This is a genomic window from Pseudomonas spirodelae (assembly GCF_034653255.1).
GTDB classification, from domain to species: Bacteria; Pseudomonadota; Gammaproteobacteria; order Pseudomonadales; family Pseudomonadaceae; genus Aquipseudomonas; species Aquipseudomonas spirodelae.
This window is the reverse complement of sequence record NZ_JAYEET010000039.1, coordinates 164,817-185,466: the sequence shown is the minus strand read 5'-3', so window position 1 is coordinate 185,466 and position 20,650 is coordinate 164,817. Positions and strand designations below refer to the sequence as shown.

The 20,650-nt window shown below is 59.1% G+C and carries 18 protein-coding genes, 1 tRNA gene and 1 pseudogene; 1 reads left to right on the top strand and 19 read right to left on the bottom strand.

Annotation, left to right across the window (positions count from 1 at the left end; all coding sequences use genetic code 11):
• Nucleotides 1-18: 18 nt before the first annotated feature.
• The 5 genes from SOP97_RS12610 to rnr form a co-directional block, all read right to left on the bottom strand.
• The gene (locus SOP97_RS12610) at nucleotides 19-912 is read right to left on the bottom strand and encodes a YybS family protein (protein WP_274087244.1); all 894 of its coding nucleotides are present in this window, start codon (nucleotides 910-912) and stop codon (nucleotides 19-21) included.
• A gap of 36 nt (nucleotides 913-948) precedes the next feature.
• Nucleotides 949-1,179, bottom strand: coding sequence for a 30S ribosomal protein S18 (gene rpsR / locus SOP97_RS12605; RefSeq protein ID WP_069519637.1), 231 nt, complete (start codon nucleotides 1,177-1,179; stop codon nucleotides 949-951).
• A gap of 28 nt (nucleotides 1,180-1,207) precedes the next feature.
• Entirely contained in the window at nucleotides 1,208-1,630 is a 423-nt protein-coding gene (gene rpsF, locus SOP97_RS12600) for a 30S ribosomal protein S6 (RefSeq protein ID WP_274087243.1), read from the bottom strand.
• 250 nt (nucleotides 1,631-1,880) lie between these two features.
• Entirely contained in the window at nucleotides 1,881-2,636 is a 756-nt protein-coding gene (gene rlmB, locus SOP97_RS12595; protein WP_274087242.1) for a 23S rRNA (guanosine(2251)-2'-O)-methyltransferase RlmB, read from the bottom strand.
• Nucleotides 2,633-5,170, bottom strand: a complete 2,538-nt coding sequence (gene rnr / locus SOP97_RS12590; RefSeq protein WP_274087241.1) for a ribonuclease R — start codon at nucleotides 5,168-5,170, stop codon at nucleotides 2,633-2,635. The genes rlmB and rnr overlap by 4 nt, the downstream gene beginning before the upstream one ends.
• 215 nt (nucleotides 5,171-5,385) lie before the next feature.
• On the opposite strand from rnr, the gene SOP97_RS12585 reads away from it, so the two are divergent.
• Nucleotides 5,386-5,472, top strand: a tRNA-Leu gene (locus tag SOP97_RS12585).
• 104 nt (nucleotides 5,473-5,576) lie between these two features.
• Here SOP97_RS12585 and SOP97_RS20420 read toward each other — a convergent pair.
• From SOP97_RS20420 to SOP97_RS12520, 14 genes and pseudogenes are all read right to left on the bottom strand, one after another.
• Nucleotides 5,577-6,461, bottom strand: a complete 885-nt coding sequence (locus SOP97_RS20420; RefSeq protein WP_411912067.1) for a methyl-accepting chemotaxis protein — start codon at nucleotides 6,459-6,461, stop codon at nucleotides 5,577-5,579.
• A pseudogene (locus SOP97_RS20415) lies at nucleotides 6,435-6,695 on the bottom strand (HAMP domain-containing protein); the annotation flags it as partial. The pseudogene SOP97_RS20415 and the gene SOP97_RS20420, both read right to left, overlap by 27 nt.
• A gap of 953 nt (nucleotides 6,696-7,648) precedes the next feature.
• Complete coding sequence (locus SOP97_RS12575; protein WP_274087239.1) at nucleotides 7,649-8,944, bottom strand: adenylosuccinate synthase; 1,296 nt, start codon at nucleotides 8,942-8,944, stop codon at nucleotides 7,649-7,651.
• A gap of 64 nt (nucleotides 8,945-9,008) precedes the next feature.
• Complete coding sequence (locus SOP97_RS12570; protein ID WP_274087238.1) at nucleotides 9,009-10,196, bottom strand: ATP phosphoribosyltransferase regulatory subunit; 1,188 nt, start codon at nucleotides 10,194-10,196, stop codon at nucleotides 9,009-9,011.
• 89 nt (nucleotides 10,197-10,285) lie between these two features.
• Nucleotides 10,286-10,381, bottom strand: a complete 96-nt coding sequence (locus SOP97_RS20410) for a DUF2065 family protein (RefSeq protein WP_274087315.1) — start codon at nucleotides 10,379-10,381, stop codon at nucleotides 10,286-10,288.
• Between the two features lie 139 nt (nucleotides 10,382-10,520).
• Nucleotides 10,521-11,390, bottom strand: a complete 870-nt coding sequence (gene hflC / locus SOP97_RS12560) for a protease modulator HflC (protein WP_274087237.1) — start codon at nucleotides 11,388-11,390, stop codon at nucleotides 10,521-10,523.
• Nucleotides 11,390-12,547: an FtsH protease activity modulator HflK gene (hflK, locus tag SOP97_RS12555; RefSeq protein ID WP_274087236.1), complete on the bottom strand. Its 1,158-nt coding sequence runs from the start codon at nucleotides 12,545-12,547 to the stop codon at nucleotides 11,390-11,392. The genes hflC and hflK overlap by 1 nt, the downstream gene beginning before the upstream one ends.
• A 96-nt stretch (nucleotides 12,548-12,643) precedes the next feature.
• On the bottom strand, nucleotides 12,644-13,945 hold the full coding sequence (hflX, locus tag SOP97_RS12550) for a ribosome rescue GTPase HflX (RefSeq protein ID WP_274087235.1): 1,302 nt from the start codon (nucleotides 13,943-13,945) through the stop codon (nucleotides 12,644-12,646).
• 14 nt (nucleotides 13,946-13,959) lie between these two features.
• On the bottom strand, nucleotides 13,960-14,220 hold the full coding sequence (hfq, locus tag SOP97_RS12545) for an RNA chaperone Hfq (protein WP_274087234.1): 261 nt from the start codon (nucleotides 14,218-14,220) through the stop codon (nucleotides 13,960-13,962).
• Between the two features lie 100 nt (nucleotides 14,221-14,320).
• Nucleotides 14,321-15,298, bottom strand: a complete 978-nt coding sequence (gene miaA, locus SOP97_RS12540) for a tRNA (adenosine(37)-N6)-dimethylallyltransferase MiaA (RefSeq protein ID WP_274087233.1) — start codon at nucleotides 15,296-15,298, stop codon at nucleotides 14,321-14,323.
• Nucleotides 15,299-15,334: 36 nt separating this feature from the next.
• On the bottom strand, nucleotides 15,335-17,212 hold the full coding sequence (gene mutL, locus SOP97_RS12535; RefSeq protein WP_322949356.1) for a DNA mismatch repair endonuclease MutL: 1,878 nt from the start codon (nucleotides 17,210-17,212) through the stop codon (nucleotides 15,335-15,337).
• On the bottom strand, nucleotides 17,209-18,564 hold the full coding sequence (locus tag SOP97_RS12530; RefSeq protein WP_411912066.1) for an N-acetylmuramoyl-L-alanine amidase: 1,356 nt from the start codon (nucleotides 18,562-18,564) through the stop codon (nucleotides 17,209-17,211). Before SOP97_RS12530 ends, mutL begins: the two co-directional genes overlap by 4 nt.
• A gap of 82 nt (nucleotides 18,565-18,646) precedes the next feature.
• Entirely contained in the window at nucleotides 18,647-19,114 is a 468-nt protein-coding gene (gene tsaE, locus SOP97_RS12525; protein ID WP_322949354.1) for a tRNA (adenosine(37)-N6)-threonylcarbamoyltransferase complex ATPase subunit type 1 TsaE, read from the bottom strand.
• Nucleotides 19,102-20,601: an NAD(P)H-hydrate dehydratase gene (locus SOP97_RS12520; RefSeq protein ID WP_322949353.1), complete on the bottom strand. Its 1,500-nt coding sequence runs from the start codon at nucleotides 20,599-20,601 to the stop codon at nucleotides 19,102-19,104. Before SOP97_RS12520 ends, tsaE begins: the two co-directional genes overlap by 13 nt.
• Nucleotides 20,602-20,650: the final 49 nt, after the last annotated feature.

Sequence of the window (20,650 nt, the reverse complement as noted above, 5' to 3'; positions counted from 1 at the left end):
GTAATAACCTCTTAACTTTTAACCTTCACCGTCCGCGGGGCCCGAGCCTTGTTTACGCTCAAAGCGACCACGAAAATCAAACAGACTGTCGACAATGGCCAAAACCACCAGTAACGGATAAGTCAGCTGCATAAACAGCAACAGCGTGATGTACAACCCAACCAGCCAGAACTTGCCCAGCCGACCTTGCGCCACCACCCCATGCAACAGGGCGATACCCGCAAACGCCAACGGCACACTGCACAACGGCGTCAACATGGCCATTTGCGGACCCAGGTTGGGCCCCAACAGCATGCCGACCAGCAGCAACATCGCCAGCGGTGGTGGGAGGCGTAGGGCGCGAAACTCGCGGCCAAAACCACCCGGGTTATACAACTGCGCCTGCCAGAAACGCCCAAGCATCAGGCTCAACAGGCTGACTATCTGCAACAACGCCGCGATCAAACCGGTCAGCACCGGTGCAATCAGGCTATCCAGACGCGCTCGCTCATCCACCGACATCTGCTGGTGAACCCCATCGAGCATTTGCGGCATGAGCTTTTGCAGCTCAAGCGCCATTGCGTCGATGGGTTCGCGGAATACCGCACCCAAGACCAGCCCATACACCAGGCCCAATGCCACGCTGCACAGCAGCACACGATTCCAGGACAGGTTAGCGCGCAACAACAACGCCAACCCCAGCGCACCGAGCAACACCAAAAGGGTGCGCGGCTCACCAAAATACCACCAGCCAATAGCCGGCAGCAGCGCCCAGGCGAGGATGCCAACAGCATCACTCCAACCGCGCCGCAGAAGCACCAGGCTTCCAGCGGCAGCACTTAACCAGAACAACAGCGGCAATGCCGCAGAAACCACCACTACGAGAGTGGCCTGCATACGGCCGCGCATAATGAATTCAGCTAAGGCGCGCATGCGATTAATCCCTTACTTCTTGTCGAACATCCGGTCTCAGCGGCCGTGGCTGTCGGTGTAAGGCAGCAGGGCCAGGAAGCGGGCGCGCTTGATAGCGGTAGCCAGCTGACGCTGATAACGAGCCTTAGTACCGGTGATACGGCTAGGAACGATCTTGCCGGTTTCCGAGATGTAAGCTTTCAGCGTGTTGAGATCTTTGAAATCGATCTCTTTCACTTCTTCTGCGGTGAAACGGCAGAATTTACGACGACGGAAGAAACGTGCCATGAGAGTGGCTCCTCAATAGATCCGTGGATTACTCGTCAGCGTTGTCGCTGTCGTTGTTGTCGCTGTCATCGCCATCAGTAGCATCGGCGTTTTCAGGACGGTCACGACGCTCACGGCGCTCACTGCGGTTTTCTTCGGCCTTGAGCATCTCGGACTGGTCGATAACGGCCTCGTCGCGACGGATGACCAGGTTACGGATCACGGCATCGTTGTAACGGAAGTTGTCTTCCAGCTCAGCCAGGGCTTTGCCAGTGCACTCAACGTTAAGCATCACGTAGTGAGCTTTGTGGACGTTGTTGATGGCGTAAGCCAGCTGACGACGACCCCAATCTTCCAGGCGGTGAATCTTGCCGCCGTCTTCTTCGATCAGCTTGGTGTAACGCTCAACCATGCCGCCGACTTGCTCGCTCTGGTCCGGGTGAACCAGAAAGATGATTTCGTAATGACGCATAAATGCTCCTTACGGGTTGTAGCCTGCCGCGAAATGCGGTCAGGCAAGGAGTGAATTTCACTTGTTTGTCTTGCTGAAACAGAAAGGCGCAAAAACGCCTGCCGTAGCGGCAAGGGGCAACATTCTAGTGAAGCCCCCTGCCGCACGCAAGGCGAACTGGTGATTATTTGAACAATCCCGCGCCCATGAGAAACCTAAACCGCCGGTTACTCGATATAGCGAGCGCCCTAAAGCGCTCACTACACACGCTCTACTTCTTCTTGCTGCCAGCCTTGCGCTGACGCAATGCCTCAAACAGGCAAACACCGGTCGCCACCGAGACATTGAGGCTGCTGACGCTGCCTGCCATCGGCAACTTGACCAGGTAATCGCAGTGCTCGCGGGTCAAACGACGCATGCCCTTGCCTTCAGCCCCCATGATCAACACGGTCGGTCCGGTAAGGTCATGCTCATACAACTCCATCTCCGCCTCACCAGCGGTACCGACAACCCACAGGCCGCGCTGCTGGAGCTTCTCCAGGCTGCGCGCCAGATTGGTCACGGCTACCAAGGGAATTACCTCAGCCGCACCACAGGCCACCTTACGCACGGTAGCGTTGAGCGTGGCGGACTTGTCCTTCGGCACGATCACCGCCAGCGCACCCGCCGCATCAGCGGTGCGTAGGCAGGCACCGAGGTTATGCGGATCGGTCACGCCGTCGAGCACCAACAACAAAGGCGCCCCTTCGGTGCGATCAAGCAGCTCATCGAGCATCGCCTCACCCCAGACCTGGCTCGGGCTAACATCAGCCACCACCCCCTGATGCACCCCCTCGACCCACGAGTCCATCTCGCGACGCTCGCACTGACCGACCGCAACCCGCGAATCCGCAGCCAAGGCCAGGATCACCTGCACGCGAGGGTCATTACGCCCCTCAGCTAACCAGACTTGCTTGACCCGCTTGGGGTGATGACGCAACAGCGCTTCTACCGCATGCACGCCGTAGATTTTTTCCAGCTGACTCATGACTTCGCCTTACGCTTGCGCGGCCCACTCGACGATGGCGCACCACCCGCAGCGGCACCCTTACGATGGGAACTCGACTTACCCGACTTTGCCGCCGACTCGCCTTTGGACGAACCCTTAGCGGGCTTGCTCTTTGAATCACTGAGCAGCGACTTTTTCAGCGCGCGGCTTTTGTCTACATCAGAGCCCGCCGGCGCTTTACGCTCGCTGCGGCGCCCAGTCTTGCCCGCCGCCGATTCAAAACCGCCGCGACGCGTGCCTGCCGGCACTGCAACCTTCTCTTCGGCCAACTCGAAATCGATCTTGCGCTCATCAAGATCAACGCGCATGACCTTGACCTCAATGCTATCGCCCAGACGGAAGCTGCGCCCACTGCGCTCGCCCGCCAGACGGTGATGCACGGGATCGAAGTGATAGTAATCACCCGGCAAGGCGGTGACGTGCACCAACCCTTCAACGTAGATGTCCTTCAATTCGACGAACAAACCAAAACCGGTCACCGCGGTAATCACACCCGGGAAGGTTTCGCCGACGCGGTCTTTCATAAACTCGCATTTGAGCCAGTTCACAACATCGCGAGTCGCTTCATCGGCACGCCGCTCAGACATTGAGCACTGCTCGCCGAGCTGCTCAAGAATTGCATCATCGTACGGATAAATACGCGCACGCGGCATGATGGCTGCACCCGCGCGCTTTACGTGCGGAGTGTCAAGCTTGGAGCGAATCACGCTGCGAATCGCCCGATGGATCAGCAGATCCGGGTAGCGACGAATCGGCGAGGTGAAGTGTGCGTACGCCTCATAATTCAGACCGAAGTGGCCCTGATTGTCCGCGCTATACACAGCCTGACTGAGCGAGCGCAGCATTACGGTCTGGATCAGGTGGTAATCCGGACGCCCGCGAATGCTTTCCAGCAATTGCTGATAGTCTTTCGGGGTCGGACCGTCCTTGGACTTACCGCGGTGCAGCGACAGCCCCAACTCGGTGAGGAATGCCTTGAGTTTTTCCACACGCTCTGGCGGCGGACCGTCATGCACACGGTATAGCGCAGGGACCTCATGCTTCTGCATAAACGCTGCAGTCGCGACGTTGGCCGCGAGCATGCACTCTTCGATCAACTTGTGCGCATCGTTGCGCTGAGTTGGGCAAATATCCGAGATCTTGCGATCTGCACCGAAGATGATCCGCGTTTCCTGGGTCTCAAAGTCGATGGCGCCGCGCTCATGTCGCGCCGCCAGCAAGACTTGGTACAGCGAATACAGCTGCTTTAGATGCGGCAGCACATCTTTGTATTCGCCGCGCAGAGCTTTGCCTTCAGTGCTTTTCGGCTGTTCAAGCATGGCACTGACCTTGTTGTAGGTCAGGCGCGCATGGGAATGGATCACCGCTTCATAGAACTGGTAGTCGGTCATCTTGCCGGTTTTCGAGATGCTGATCTCGCAGACCATGGCCAAACGATCCACATGCGGATTCAGCGAGCAGAGACCATTGGAGAGCTCTTCTGGCAGCATTGGGATAACGCGCTCGGGGAAGTACACCGAGTTGCCACGCACCTGCGCCTCAGCATCCAGCGCCGAATCGATTTTCACATAATGAGAAACGTCAGCGATGGCGACATAGAGCTTCCAGCCGCCAGAGAACAACCGCCAGTTGCTGCCATTCTTCTCGCAGTAAACCGCGTCATCAAAGTCACGTGCATCTTCGCCATCGATGGTCACGAACGGCAGATGGCGTAGATCAATACGCTTCTCTTTGTCCTTATCTTCGACTTCAGGCTTAAGCTTGCTCGCCTCTTTCACCACCGCGTCCGGCCAGACATGGGGAATATCGTAGCTGCGCAAGGCAACATCGATTTCCATACCCGGTGCCATATAGTTACCAACCACCTCAATCACATCGCCTTGAGGCTGGAAGCGCGTGGTCGGCCAGTGGGTGATCTTCACCTCAACGAACTGCCCTTGCTTGGCGCCAGCATTACGCCCCGGGGTTACCAGCACTTCTTGCTGGATTTTCGGGTTGTCAGCAACGACAAAGCCAACGCCGCTTTCTTCGTAATAGCGACCGACGATGCTTTCGTGAGCGCGACTGATCACCTCGACTACGGCGCCCTCACGACGGCCACGACGGTCAAGGCCGGAGACCCGCGCCAGCGCACGGTCACCATCGAACACCAGGCGCATTTGCGCAGGGCTTAAGAACAGGTCATCGCTGCCGTCATCCGGCACCAGAAAGCCAAAGCCATCGCGGTGACCACTGACACGACCCAGAATCAAATCAAGCTTATCCACCGGCGCATAAGTACCACGACGGGTATAGATCAGCTGACCATCGCGCTCCATGGCGCGTAAACGGCGACGCAGCGCTTCGAGCTGCTCATCAGTTGCCATGCCGAATTCATCGGCCAGCTCTTCCCGGCTCGCCGGGGAGCCACGGTCAGACAAGTGCTGCAGGATCAGCTCGCGACTGGGGATGGGATTTTCGTATTTTTCCGCTTCACGAGCGGCCTCGGGATCGAGGGATTGCCAATCGGCCATTAGAGGTAATTCACCTTATCTACACAAATTCGGTTTGCCATGTGCCTATTGAAGCGCGAAACCACTGTCCAGGTCAGCACAGCACACAGAATAAAATATTTTAACAACAGGGGTTTACAAGTAAAAACACGATCCGTATTATGCGCGCCACAACGACGGGAAACGAAGTTAACCAAGTTGTAGTTGATAGCAAATAAGCAAGTTTTGCAATCAATGCCCAGGTGGTGAAATTGGTAGACACGCCAGCTTCAGGTGCTGGTGACCTTACGGTCGTGGAAGTTCGAGTCTTCTCCTGGGCACCAATTCAAAAAAACCGAGCCACTGGCTCGGTTTTTTATTGCCTGCGATTTAATCAATCACGACGCAACCATTCGGCGAGCGCCAGAAGCGCCCGCCTTGAATCGGTTTAAACGCGAAACTGCCCCAAGCTGGCCTTAAGCCTCTTCGCCAACCCATCCAACACACGTCCACTGCTCGCCGTCGCCGCTACAGCCTCCGCCGCCCGCTGCGCCTCGACATGAATCACCTCGACGCGACCACGCACAGCATCAGCACCGGCAGCCTGATGCGCCGCGGCCTCGGTCGCACCATTGATTGCACCATGCACCTCCTCCACCGCATCGCGCACCGATTGCTGCACCTGCGCACTTTCGCGCAACGCCGCCAACCCCTGATCAGCTTGCCTACCCGCCTGACCAATCGCCTCAACAGCCTCGCGCGCACCCAACTGCAACGCACCTATATGGGCCTGGATATCTCCGGTGGACTGCTGCGTCTTACTGGCCAACGCTCGCACCTCATCGGCCACGACAGCAAAACCGCGCCCGCTCTCGCCTGCTCGCGCAGCCTCAATTGCGGCATTCAGAGCAAGCAAATTAGTCTGCTCGGCAATTGAACGAATCACCGTCAACACCACCTCAATCTGCTCGCTTTGCTTGGCCAGCCGCTCGATCACTGCCGAGCCCGCTTCTACACGCCGCACTAACTCTTCGATTGAACCACCCACACGCTGGGCAATCGCAGCGTTCTCATCCGCCGCCTGACGAATCGCCCCGACACGCTGTAACGCCTCACGCATGGCCTGACTTTCTGCCTGCGCTTCACCCGCCATTTCCGCCAAAGCCTGCAGACTACCCGCCACTTCATCGCGCTGACGCTCCGCCGCCGACTGCGCCGCGGCACTGCGCGAAGCCAGATGGGCAATTTCCTGCCCGGTTAACGACGCCACCTCACCCGCCTCGCGCACAATCGGCTGCAGCTTGGCGACAAAGCGATTGACCGCCGCCGCCATGTCGCCAATTTCATCTCGGCTGTTGAGCTCCACCCGGCGAGTCAGATCCCCCTCGCCCGCCGCCCAGTCATTCAGCACCGCAATCAAGGTATGTAGCTTGCTGACCACTCGCTGCCCCAGCACCAGCGCCAACACCAGCAGAATCACCAGCGCCACCACCACAAGCCCCACACTGATATTCCAGCGCAACCCGGCCGCCGCCTGCCGCACCACCTCACGACTGCCCCGCTGCATAGCTTCAGCGGCATCACGAGCAACACTCAAACGTGCCGCCAAGGCCCCTGCACTGCTGCTAGCCGCACCACTCAGGCTGTCGGAAACCAACTGCCCACTACTGCCGATCAGCTCGACGAAACGCGCATCCAGCTTCGCCAACTCGTCATCCACCGATGCCGTGGAAACCCCGAGCAAAACCTTGCCGATATCCGAGCCCATCGGACTGATTGCAGCCTCGGCGATGTATACACCGGGATCATTGGCGGCAGCCTGCAGCACTTTATCCAGCGCACCACTGCCTTCGCCCTTGGCCAGCAGCGCCCGCACGCGCGAGTCCTGGCGATTGAGGTGACGCGTAAGGCGCGCGCCCTGCGCATCGAGATACACCGCAAACAGCACGGCCGGATTGCGGTGCGCGCCGCGCACCAACTCGGTCAACGCCGGCACATCAGCATCCCAAATCGCCTTGGGCGCAACCGCTGACAACAACTGCGCCAACTCATCGGCAGAACGCTTAAGGTTGCTATCCAGCACCACACGGATCTGCCCCTGCTCTTCGCCCAATCGAGCGGAGAGGCCTTTGGCTAACTGCGCCTGAGTATTCGCCGAAAGGCTATTGAGCCCACCACTGACCTCCTCACCCGCCTTCGTCAACTCTTCCGCCAAGCGCGCCGTATCGGCCTGCATGCCGCTGGCCAGATCAGCCTCAAGCGCCGCCACCGTGGTGCGCGTCAACGCCACCGCCACCACAACCTTAACCAACAAGGCCACGCCCAGCGCCAGAAACACCGGCAGCAATAAACGACTGCGCAACACAGAAATAATGGCAAACACGGCAGACACTCCTGACAACGGTATTACCTATAACGGCGGGAACACTGACTTATGAAGGCCAGCCCAGATATTTTCCCCCGCACCAGAAACGACAAAGGGCCGCCAAATGGCGACCCTTTGTGCATTGCTCACGACTATCAGGCAAACGGATGACGCAACACAATAGTCTCGTTGCGATCCGGCCCGGTGGAGACGATATCGACCGGCGCACCAACCAATTCCTCCACGCGATTGATGTAAGCACGCGCAGCAGCCGGCAGCTCTTCCAGGGTTTTCGCCCCCAGCGTCGACTCACTCCAGCCCGGCATCTCTTCATAAACCGGCTGTAAGCCCAGGTAGCTATCGGCATCCGTCGGCGCATCAACCAACACAACACCGTTCTGGTCTTTATAGCCGACACAGATACGGATGGTTTCCAGGCCGTCGAGCACATCCAGCTTGGTCAAGCACAGACCCGAGATGCTGTTGATCTCGATGGCGCGACGCAGGATCACGGCATCAAACCAACCGCAACGGCGCGCACGACCGGTAGTGGAACCAAACTCATGACCGCGCTTGGCGAGGAACGCGCCAGTTTCATCAAACAGCTCAGTCGGGAACGGACCGGAGCCAACGCGTGTGGTGTAAGCCTTGGTGATGCCGAGGATGTAATCCAAGTACATCGGACCAAAACCGGAACCGGTCGCAATCCCGCCCGCCGTGGTGTTGGAACTGGTGACGTAGGGGTAGGTGCCGTGATCGATATCCAGCAACGAACCCTGAGCGCCCTCGAACATGATGTCCTGACCCTCACGACGCATCTCGTGCAGTACCGCCGTCACGTCGGTCATCATCGGCTTGAGCAGCTCGGCGTATTCCATGCACTCGTCGAGCGTCTTCTGGAAGTCGATAGCCGGCTCTTTGTAGTAATTGACCAGCACGAAGTTGTGGTAATCCAGCAACTCGGCAAGCTTGACGGCGAAACGCTCCGGGTTAAACAAGTCGCCAATGCGCAGACCGCGACGCGCCACCTTGTCTTCATAGGCCGGGCCAATGCCACGCCCCGTGGTGCCAATTTTGTCATCGCCACGCGCCTTCTCACGCGCCTGATCAAGGGCCACGTGATATTGCAGGATCAGCGGGCAGGAAGGACTGATACGCAGACGCTCGCGCACCGGCACGCCCTTCTCTTCCAGCTTGAGGATTTCACGCATCAGCGCATCGGGCGCCACCACCACGCCATTGCCGATCAGGCATTGCACGTTTTCGCGCAGGATGCCGGAGGGGATGAGGTGCAGAACGGTCTTCTCGCCGTCGATCACCAGGGTGTGGCCAGCATTGTGACCACCCTGATAACGCACAACAGCTGCAGCCTGTTCGGTCAGCAGGTCGACGATCTTGCCCTTGCCTTCATCGCCCCACTGGGTGCCCAGGACTACGACATTCTTACCCATAACACTAACCCTCTTCGCAAACTGGATGCCGGGCACTGCCGGCGGAAACTTTTGGTACGGACGCTTAAGCTGTTAGCTCAGCCAGCTGCCAGCGACCATCACGCAACAACAGCTGACGATCACAACCTGCCACCTCGGCATCAGCCGCGGCCTGCCCAGGCAGCGCCTGAACCACACGCTGGCCGCCCTGACGCAAACGCTGAATGGCTTGCCACAAAAACACATCATGGTTATCTGGCGCCCAGATACCAGCCGGCACATCACCCAGCTGCATCTGCCCCAGGCTGACCAGGGTTTTCAGGTCAGTGGAGAAGCCTGTTGCCGGACGCGCGCGGCCAAAATCGGCACCGATGTCGTCATAGCGACCGCCCTGAGCAATGGCATAGCCAACACCCGGAACAAAGGCCGCAAACACCACACCGGTGTGATAGTGATAGCCGCGCAGCTCGCCGAGGTCGAAGTACAGCGGCAATTCCGGATAGCGCAAGCTCAGCGCATCGGCAATCGCCATCAGCTCGTCTAGCGCGGCATGCACGTCGTCGGGCGCATCGACCAAGCAGGCCTGAGCCAGATCCAACACCTCACGCCCACCGCACAGTTCGCTGAGCGCGCGCAGCATCTTGCGCAGGTCATCCGGCAGGGTTTCGGTCAGCTCGGCAACTTCATCCATCGCCTTGCGCTGCAGCGCATCGAACAACTGCTGCTCAACTTCGCCAGACAGCGCAGCGGCACGCGCCAAACCACGGTAGATACCCACATGACCAAGGTCCATATGCACATCCGGCACGGCCGCCAGCTCAAGGGTATTAACCAGCAGGCTAATCACCTCAACATCGCTGGCCGGGCTGGCATCGCCATACAACTCAGCACCCAGCTGAATCGGGCTGCGCGAAGTGGTCAGCGCACGCGGCTGAGCATGCACCACACTGCCGGCGTAGCACAGACGACTCGGCCCCTCGCGACGCAAGGTATGCGCATCAATGCGCGCCACTTGCGGCGTGATATCGGCCCGAAAGCCCATCTGCCGCCCGGACAGTGGATCGGTCACCTTGAAGGTACGCAAATCAAGATCTTGGCCGGCGCCAGTGAGCAGCGACTCAAGATATTCGATGTGCGGCGTCACCACGAACTCATAGCCCCAGCACTGGAACAGATCCAGCACCTGACGGCGCGCCACTTCAATACGCCCCGCGTACGGCGGCAGTACTTCTTCGATGCCATCTGGCAGCAGCCAGCGGTCTACCGTTGCCATTTCGCCATTCCCCTCTTGGATCGAGCAGCACAAGCGTTCAGTGAAGCCGGTAAGGACAGTTGTTCCCAGCAATCTGCTGGCCAACCCGATCAGACGCAGCTGTCGTTTACAGACAACTGCGTCAGTTGTAAAAGCGTGTCACGCCAAAGGCGCGTCCCCAGGAAGGGCAGGATGCCCTCTAGCATCAGCACAAGACACAATGCGATGACCAATTCCTGCCACATGCTTCCCACAGACGCAAAAAAGCCGGGATTTCCCCGGCTGCCGCATCATACCACGTTTTCAATAAGGATCACCCCGGCGGCTGCCCGCCGGGGTGATGACTTAGGGCTTAGATTTCTCGAGGTAACGGAAGAAGTCACTGCTCGGGTCCAGCACCAGCACATCACGCTTATCAGCGAAACTTTCGCGATAGGCTCTCAGACTGCGATAGAACGAGTAGAACTCCTGATCCATACCATAGGCCTTGGAATAGATTGCAGCAGCCTGGGCATCACCCTCACCGCGCAATTCTTCGGCCTGACGGTAGGCGTCCGCCAGCAACACGCGACGCTGACGATCCGCATCGGCACGAATACCTTCAGCCAGCTCACGACCTTTGGCACGGTGCTCACGCGCTTCACGCTCACGCTCCGAACCCATACGATCAAAGACGCTGCGGTTGACCTCTTTCGGCAGATCGATGGCCTTAACGCGCACATCCACCACCTCGATACCCAACTCCTTCTGCGCAGCCCGATTCAAGGACGCCGTCACGTCAGCCATCAAGGCATCACGCTCACCCGACACCGACTCATGCAGGGTGCGCTTACCGAACTGGTCACGCAGCGAAGCCTCAAGACGACGCGCCAGGCGCTCGTCGGCAATCTGCTTAATACCCGAGGTCGCGGTGTAGTAGCGCTCAGCATCCAGTACACGCCACTTGGCGAAGGCATCAACCATCAATGCTTTCTTTTCCAGCGTGAGGAAACGCGAGCTTGTGGAGTCCAGCGTCAGCAAGCGCGCATCAAATTTACGCACTTGGTTGACGTATGGAATCTTCACATGCAGACCTGGCTGCACATCAGGCTGAACGATACGACCGAACTGCAGCAGCACCGCCCGCTCAGTCTGCGCCACGATATAGAAGCTGTTCCAGGCGACGATCGCCAGCACCACACCAACAATCAGGGCAATCAGTGATTTATTGCTCATCAGCGACTCTCCCTTGTACGCAGCTCAACCTGGCGCGGATCAATACTTACACGCGACCCTGCATCCGACGCACTCGCCGAACCGGAGATAGAGCTAGGGGCAGACGCGCTGCGACCATCGATCATTTTGTCCAGCGGCAGGTACAGCAGGTTGTTTTGGCCTTTATCACCCGTTACCAGCACTTTGCTGGTGTTGGTCATCAGCTCTTGCATGGTGTCCAGGTACAGACGCTCACGCGTCACCTCGGGCGCCTTACGGTACTCGGTGACCAATGCAGTGAAGCGATCCGCCTCACCCTGTGCGCGCGAAACCACTTCATCACGGTAACCGCTGGCATCCTCAATCAGACGCTGCGCCTGACCACGGGCCTCTGGCACTACACCATTGGCGTAGGTTTCAGCTTGGTTCTTCTCACGCTGCTCGTCTTCACGGGCACGGATCACGTCATCAAAGGCTTCCTGCACTTCACGCGGCGCAGCTGCGCTCTGCAAGTTAACCTGAGTGACTGCGATACCGGTGCGGTAGTTGTCGAGGAACCGCTGCAAGCGCTCCTTAACCTCACTGGCCATCAACTCACGCCCTTCGGTCAGCACCTGATCCATCTCGGTGGAGCCCACCACATGGCGCACGGCACTGTCAGTGGCATGCTGCAGGCTGATTTCGGGCTGGTCGACGTTGAGTACGAAATCTTGCAAGTTGCTGATCTTGTACTGCACGGTCAACGGCACTTCGATGATGTTCTCGTCCTCGGTCAACATCTGCCCCTGCTTGCTGTAAGCACGCTCGCGGGTGACGTTTTCCTGGAATTTGCGATCAATCGGCGGAAAATAGATATTCAGGCCCGGACCGACTGTTTCGTAGTACTTGCCGAAGCGCAGCACGACTGCCTGCTCCTGCTCATCAACGACATAGATCGCGCTGTACAGCCAGACTGCAGCAAGCAAGCCAAGGCCCACGAACAGCAGGCCGAAACCACCACCACCGCCTGAGCCAGCTTCGCTGCCTCGTTTTTTGCCGCCACCGAACAGCCCATTCAGGCTCTCTTGCAGCTTGCGGAAGGCCTCATCGATATCCGGCGGCCCCTTGCGATCACCGTTCTTACGGCCACCCCATGGGTCCTGATTATTCGAGTTGCCACCCGGCTCATTCCAAGCCATAGCGCTCTCCATCTGATAAAGCAAAGACGCACCCACGGCGCGTCAGCCAATGCTACAGAATGCATGCACCCAGCGGCAAAGTCGCTGGCGCAGGCTTTATTGCAAAGTGTGTTGCTCAATAAATTCTTGCGGTTCGAGCCCGGCACGGCTGACCAGTCGGTTCAGCTCGATACGCGGCAAGCGCACCGCCAGCAGGCTACTGCCATCCTCACTGTACGACTCGCTCTGCACCACGCCCAAATCGAAAAACTGCGCACGCATGCGGGCAAGCCGTTGCGGCAACTGCAATGTACCGACAAACAGGTCATCACCCAACAGCTCCGCTATAGCCTGACGCAATAACGGCAACCCGCGCCCATCACGCGCCGACAACCAGACCCGCTGCGGCTTACCATCGGCATCACGCTGAATCTGTGGCTCCACGCCTTCCAGCAAATCAAGCTTGTTGTAGACCTCAAGCATCGGCAGATCCTGCGCACCGATCTCACCCAACACAGCAAGCACCTGCTCAATCTGCTGATCACGCTCCGGCTCATGGGAGTCAATTACGTGCAGCAGCAGATCGGAATTGCTCGATTCTTCAAGCGTCGCGCGGAACGCCTCGACCAGCTTGTGCGGCAAATGACGGATAAAGCCCACGGTATCGGCGAGCACAATCGGGCCCAGATCATCTAGATCCAGACGACGTAGAGTCGGGTCAAGGGTGGCAAACAACTGATCGGCCGCGTAAACCTCCGAGGAGGTCAACGCATTGAACAGCGTCGACTTGCCGGCGTTGGTGTAACCCACCAACGATACAGAGGGAATGTCCGCACGCTGCCGCCCACGACGGGCTTGATCACGCTGGCTACGCACTTTTTCAAGCTTCTGCTTGATCTGACGAATGCGCACCCGCAACAGACGGCGGTCAGTTTCTAGCTGGGTCTCGCCCGGGCCGCGTAGACCGATACCGCCCTTTTGCCGCTCAAGGTGAGTCCAGCCTCGCACCAGCCGCGTACTCATGTGATCAAGCTGTGCCAGCTCGACCTGCAACTTGCCTTCATGAGTACGTGCGCGCTGAGCAAAAATGTCGAGGATCAGACCGGTACGGTCCAACACTCGACATTCGAAAGCACGCTCAAGGTTGCGTTCCTGGCTCGGCGTAAGCACGTGGTTGAAAATAACCAGATCCGCCTCACAGGCCTTGACCTGGTCACGCAACTCTTCAACTTTGCCACTGCCGATCAGGTATTTGGCCGTCAGCCGATTACTCGGAATGCTGAAAAACGCAACAGTTTCAGCGCCAGCGGAAAGCGCCAGCTCCTGAAACTCCTGCGGATCTTCACGCGCCTCGGAGTTTTGGCCGTCCAGATGCACCAGGATAGCTCGATCCCCACCTTCATGACGCTCGAAGAACAATACAGCCTCCTAAATCAGGCGTTACCAAGTTCAGCTTCAGCTTGTTCAGTTTCACTTGCGCTCGGCAGACGCACCGGGCGGCTAGGCACCACGGTAGAAATGGCGTGCTTGTAAACCATCTGGCTGACAGTGTTTTTCAGCAAAATCACGAACTGGTCGAAAGATTCGATTTGGCCTTGCAGCTTGATACCGTTAACCAAATAAATAGACACCGGGACGCGCTCTTTACGCAAGGTGTTCAGGTAAGGGTCTTGTAGCGAATGCCCTTTTGACATGTGCCGCACTCCTTTAAGGATCAATTTTCAATAATTTAAGTAAACAAACCAACGGCTCAAAGCCGTCATACCCCAAGGATAGACGGCCAGCGGCAATATCTCAGGTCAATATGGAGACCGCTGCCAAGTATTTCAAGGCACGCGGCAGATTGTTGCAATCAGCGCTATCTAACCAATGCACATCTTGCTGCCAACCACGTAACCAGGTGAACTGTCGCTTGGCCAGCTGGCGCGTGGCGATAATGCCGCGCTCCTGCATTTGCTCAGCGTCAAGGTTGCCGTCCAGAAACTCCCAGACCTGCCGATAGCCCACTGACCGTATAGACGGCAAGCCAACGTGCAAGTCACTTCTTTGATGCAGAGCTTCGACCTCGGCAACCAGCCCCTGTTCCAACATCAAACGAAAACGCAGGGCAATTCGCTCATGTAACAGCTGCCGTTGCGCCGGAGCGATAGCCAATTGCGCGACAGTATAGGGGAATTGCCCGCTTATCGATGCGCCACTGACAGTATTTTCTGCAGCCTGGCGCCGGCGATGAGCGGTCATACTTTCACCGCTCACTTGATATACCTCAAGGGCACGAATCAAGCGCTGCGGATCATTGGGGTGGATGCGTGCCGCCGACTCAGGGTCAACAGCACACAACTCGGCGTGCAACGCCTGCCAGCCTTCAGTTTGGCCGCGCGCCTCGAGCGCTGCGCGCAACGGGGCATTGGCGCTGGGCATTTCAGCCAGCCCCTCAAGCAGCGCCTTGAAATACAGCATGGTGCCGCCCACCAGCAGCGGAATACGCCCGCGCGCAGTGATTTCGGCCATCGCCGCCAACGCGTCATGGCGAAACTCGGCGGCCGAATAACTTTCGGCCGGGTCTCGAATATCGATCAAACGATGGGGAAACTCGGCCAACGTCGCCTTATCCGGCTTGGCCGTACCGATGTCCATGCCACGATAGATCAAAGCGGAGTCCACGCTGATCAACTCACAGGGCAGCACCCGCGCCAGCTCAATAGCTAGATCGGTCTTGCCGGCCGCCGTCGGCCCCATCAAAAAAATCGCCGGAGGCAGACGCTCAGACATGCTCAAAAAATCTCTAAATAAAAGGACGCAACAACTTTAACGGCCGCGCAAGAACAGCTTATCGAGGTCATCCATGCCCATCTGCGTCCAAGTTGGACGCCCATGATTGCATTGACCACTGCGCTCGGTACTTTCCATGTCGCGCAGCAAGCCGTTCATCTCTGGCAGGGTTAGCCGTCGATTGGCACGCACAGCACCGTGACAGGCCATGGTGCCCAGCAGCTCATTGAGGTGCGCTTGAATACGATCGGTGGTGCCGTATTCAAGCAGGTCACCCAGCACATCCTGTACCAGGCGAGTGGCCTCGGCCTGTTTAAGCAATGCGGGTATCTGACGAATTGCCAGGGTTTCCGGGCCCAAGCGTTGCAGCTCAAAGCCAAGCCGCTGGAACCACTCGGCATGTTCTTCAGCACAATCAGCCTCACGCTGGCTCACGGCAATCGACTCTGGCACCAGCAACGGCTGGCCGCGCAGACCTTCACTGGCCATGGCCACTTTCAGCCGCTCATAGGTAATGCGCTCATGGGCCGCATGCATATCCACCACCACCAGCCCCTGAACGTTCTCGGCGAGGATATAGACACCTTTGAGCTGCGCGATGGCGTAGCCCAGCGGCGGAATATCACCTTGCTCCTCAGGGAGCGCAGCCGGTGTCGACGCAGTGGCCATCAGCGAGAAAAACTCGCGATACGCGCCCTGAGCTTCAGCCGCGGGCAAAGCGGCCTCCGGACGAGAACCCTGATAGCCAGCCCCCGGCGAACGCCAGACCGACGCACTGGGTGTCGACTGCAGCAGACTGGCCGCTAAGCCGATTTCACCTTGCGGGCCAAACTCGCCAGCTGCCTGGCCGCTCGGACGTACCATCTCGCTGACCGCCGCCGGGGCAGCCAACTGATCTTCAGGGCGCACTTCACCTAACGCACGGTGCAAGGTGCCATAAAGAAAGTCATGCACCATGCGCCCATCACGGAAGCGCACCTCATGCTTGGTCGGGTGCACATTGACATCGACCACCGACGGATCGATTTCCAGAAACAGCACAAAGGTCGGATGACGACCATTAAACAACACGTCGCGGTAGGCCTGACGCACGGCATGGGCGACCAACTTGTCGCGGACCATACGACCGTTCACATAGAAGTACTGCAGGTCGGCCTGGCTCCGTGAAAAGGTCGGAAGCCCAACCCAGCCCCATAGATGTAGACCATTACGCTCTATATCGATCGGCAGCGCTTGTTCCAGAAATGCCGCGCCACAAACCGACGCCACCCGCCGCGCGCGCGTAATTTCATCCGGCGCCTCATGCAAACCGAGGACAGTCTTACCGTTGTGACGCAGATGAAAAGCCACGTCGAAGCGCGCCAGCGCCAAGCGTTTGATCACTTCCTGCAGGTGGTCGAATTCAGTCTTTTCGGTTTTGAGAAACTTGCGCCGCGCCGGGGTGTTGAAGAACAGGTCGCGCACCTCCACCGAGGTGCCGACCGGGTGCGCGGCTGGCTGCACCCGCGGCTGCATGTCGCGCCCTTCGGTTTCCACCTGCCAGGCCTGCTCAGCCCCTTCGGTGCGCGAAGTCAGAGTCAGGCGCGCCACCGAGCTGATCGAGGCCAACGCCTCCCCTCGAAAGCCCAGGCTCATCACCTGTTCAAGGTCTTCCAATTCGCGGATCTTGCTGGTGGCATGTCGCGCCAGCGCCAGCGGCAGGTCATCTGAAGAGATGCCACTGCCGTTGTCACGCACCTTGAGCAGCTTGACACCGCCCTGTTCGACATCTACTTCGATACGTTTGGCACCGGAATCCAGGCTGTTTTCCAACAGCTCCTTGATCACCGAAGCCGGACGCTCAACCACCTCACCGGCAGCAATCTGGTTGGCCAACCGCGGACTAAGCAGTTGGATACGCGAAACGTCACTCATGGCTGTGCAGCCAGAGCAGTAGCTGGAATCTGGATACGCTGCCCCACTTTGATCACGTCACTTTTTAGCGAATTGGCACTACGCAGCACCGCCAGGCTGACCTGATAACGCTGAGCAATCAGCGCCAGACTCTCACCGGAACTCACAACATGCTCACGCGGCCCGAGGGCGATTTTGCCGTTATCCCGCAGCCAGGCTACGTACGTACCGGGCGGCGGGTTTTCATGGAAAAACTGCCGCACGCCACTGACGATCGAGCGGCTTAGGGCCTGCTGATGGCTTGCACTGGCCAGTTTGCGGGCTTCATTAGGGTTGGAGATAAACCCGGTTTCCACCAGGATCGAGGGAATATCCGGCGACTTCAGCACCATAAAGCCCGCCTGCTCCACCCGACGCTTATGCAGCGGGGTGATGCGCCCCATATTGCCCAGTACCTTGTTGCCGACGTTGAGACTGGACGACAGCGATGCTGTCATCGACAGATCAAGCAATACACCGGCAAGCATGCGGTCCTTGTCATCCAGGCTGACGTTACCTGCACCACCGATCAGGTCGGACTGGTTTTCCGAGTCAGCCAGCCAGCGCGCGGTTTCCGAGGTGGCGCCGCGGTCCGACAAGGCATACACCGATGCACCGAAAGCCGCGGCCCGCGGCGCGGCATCGGCATGGATGGAGACGAACAGATCGGCACCCTTCTTGCGCGCAATCTCGGTGCGCTTACGCAGCGGGATAAAGTAGTCGCCCGTGCGCACCAGCTCTGCGCGGAAGCCTTTCTCGGCATTCACCTGGCGCTGCAGTTCTTTGGCAATCGCCAGGGTCACATGCTTTTCAAACTGGCCTTTGACCGGCGACAGCGCACCCGGGTCTTCACCACCATGCCCCGCATCGATGGCAATCACGATATCGCGCTTGCCATTCGGCACCGGCGTCAGCTTGGGCGGGGCCTGCGTCGGCGTTACTGGCAACTGAGGCGCGGTAGTCACGGCGGTGGTCGGCAGGCTTGGTGCAGCGCCGCTCTCCTGATCAAACAGGTCGACAACCAGGCGATGGCCGTACTGCTGATTGGGGGCCAAGGTAAAACTTTTCGGCGTGACCGCTGCCGACAGGTCAATGACCACGCGCAACTCTTCCGGGGTGCGCTGCGCCGAGCGCACCCCGGTGATAGGCGTGTTGCTTAGGGCTAGCTGATTAAGGTTGGTGGCTAACTTGGCGCCATTTACATCAATAACGATGCGATTTGGCGCAGACAGCTGGAACACGCTGTGCTGTACCGGGCCGGACAGGTCAAACACCAGGCGCGTGTTATCCGGTGCACGCCAGAGCCGCACACTGCGCACATCCGAAGCGGCCATTACATTGGCGGCCAAGCCGACCAATACCACTCCAACTGCGATGAAACGCGCGCCTATGCGCATAGCCAACCCCATAATTAATTCATGCCCTGACGGCCAAAGCGGCGCACCAGGAGGAGCCGCGCTCGCCTTGCGCCTGCAAGCGCAGCGCGCGGCCGGCCCCATGCGGGCTAATGGTAATATCCAGGTCAGCCTTTGGCAAAACGCCTGCACCGCGCTGCGGCCACTCGACCAGGCATAGGGCATCACCGTCGAAATAATCGCGGATACCCAGGTACTCCAACTCTTCGGCATCCACCAGGCGGTAAAGGTCGAAGTGAAAAGCACGCAATGCGCCAATTTCGTAGGGTTCCACCAGGGTAAAGGTCGGGCTTTTGACCGCGCCAACATGCCCAAGGCCGCGAATAATGCCGCGCGACAGGGTGGTTTTACCTGCGCCCAGATCACCATGCAGGTAGATCACACCTTTACCGCCCGTCACCTCAGCGATCTGCGCTCCCAGCACCAGCATCGCCTCTTCGTCGGCGGCAAACAGCTCTAATTCAGACACGCAGACTGCTCCTGCAATAATTCACGAATAACCGCACACAAATCACTGGCTGCTAAACCTCGGCCCTGCAGCGCCAAGCGCTCACCGGCACACGCATGCAGATAAACCGCCAGCTGGGCCGCCGGCAACGCAGCCAGCCCTTGCGCCAGCAGGGCACCTATAAAGCCGGCCAGGACATCACCTAACCCTGCGCCAGCCATGGCCGGATGGCCACGATCACACAACCATAGGCCACCGTCCGGCGCGGCGATCAAAGTGCCTGCGCCCTTTAGCACGCAAACCGCCTGATAGCGCTGCGCCAGAGCGCGAGCCGCCGCTGGGCGATCCGCCTGCACCTCGGCACTGCTGATACACAACAATCGCGCGGCCTCACCCGGGTGTGGCGTCAGCACCACGCCAGCAGGTAACTGGACCACAGCCTGCGCCAGCAGGTTCAGCGCGTCGGCATCCCATACCTGCACAGCATCACTGGCCGCCGCCGCCGATAACAGGCTACGCCCCCACGCACCTTGACCGAGACCAGGCCCCACGACCCAGACACTTGCATGAGCGCCCAGCGCCATTAATTGATTAGCCGATGCAACGCCTGCCGCCATGACTTCAGGCAAGCGCGCCTGCGCGGCAGAAACATGCTCGCCACGGGTCGCCAGGCTAACGAGCCCAGCCCCGGCACGCAGCGCACTCTGCGCCGCCAGCAGGCCGGCACCGGCAAAGCCACGATCCCCGCCGATCACCAGCACATGCCCTAACTGCCCCTTGTGCACAAGAGGCGAGCGCGCAGCCAAGTGCGGCAAACTGATTGGCACAAGGCGCTGCGCGGTAAAAGCCTGAGCGGCCACCAGCGCGGGATCGGCCTGAAGGTCGTCAAACTGCAACGCACCCCGAAAATCCGCCGACTGGCCAGTGAACAGGCCCAGCTTCAGCCCAATCAGGGTCACCGTCAGCCCTGCACGCACCGCATCACCCAACGCCTGACCGGTATCGGCACAGAGCCCGGATGGAATATCCACCGCCAGGACCGGCAAACCACTGGCATTCAGCAGGCGGATAACCTGCGCATACGGTTCGCGCACAGCCCCCTGCAGGCCGGTACCGAGCAAGGCATCGAGCACCACGCCGCGCAACTCAGCACGCTCCTCCCATAACTGAATGGACACGCCGGCAGCCAGCGCCTGATCACGCGCCCGCGCCGCATCGCCCTGCAATTGCGCGGGATCACCGACCGCCAGCACGTGCACCTGCCAACCAGCGCGAAGCGCCAGGGCCGCGACCAGGTAACCATCACCGGCATTGTTGCCGCGTCCAGCCAGCACCGTCAGCCCCCCTGCATCCGGCCAGCGCCGACGCAGGGCACGCCAGATGGCATGCGCGGCGCGACTCATCAGTTCAAAACCCGAGGTGCCGGCAGCAATCAGCCGCGCATCCAGCTCACGCACTTGTGCGGCGCTGAACAGCGGCAGAGGAAGATTGTCAGGTGAATGCAGCATGCGCGGGCTCCGTTGTCTGGCAGAATTATACTCACCTCCGCTCCGGTTA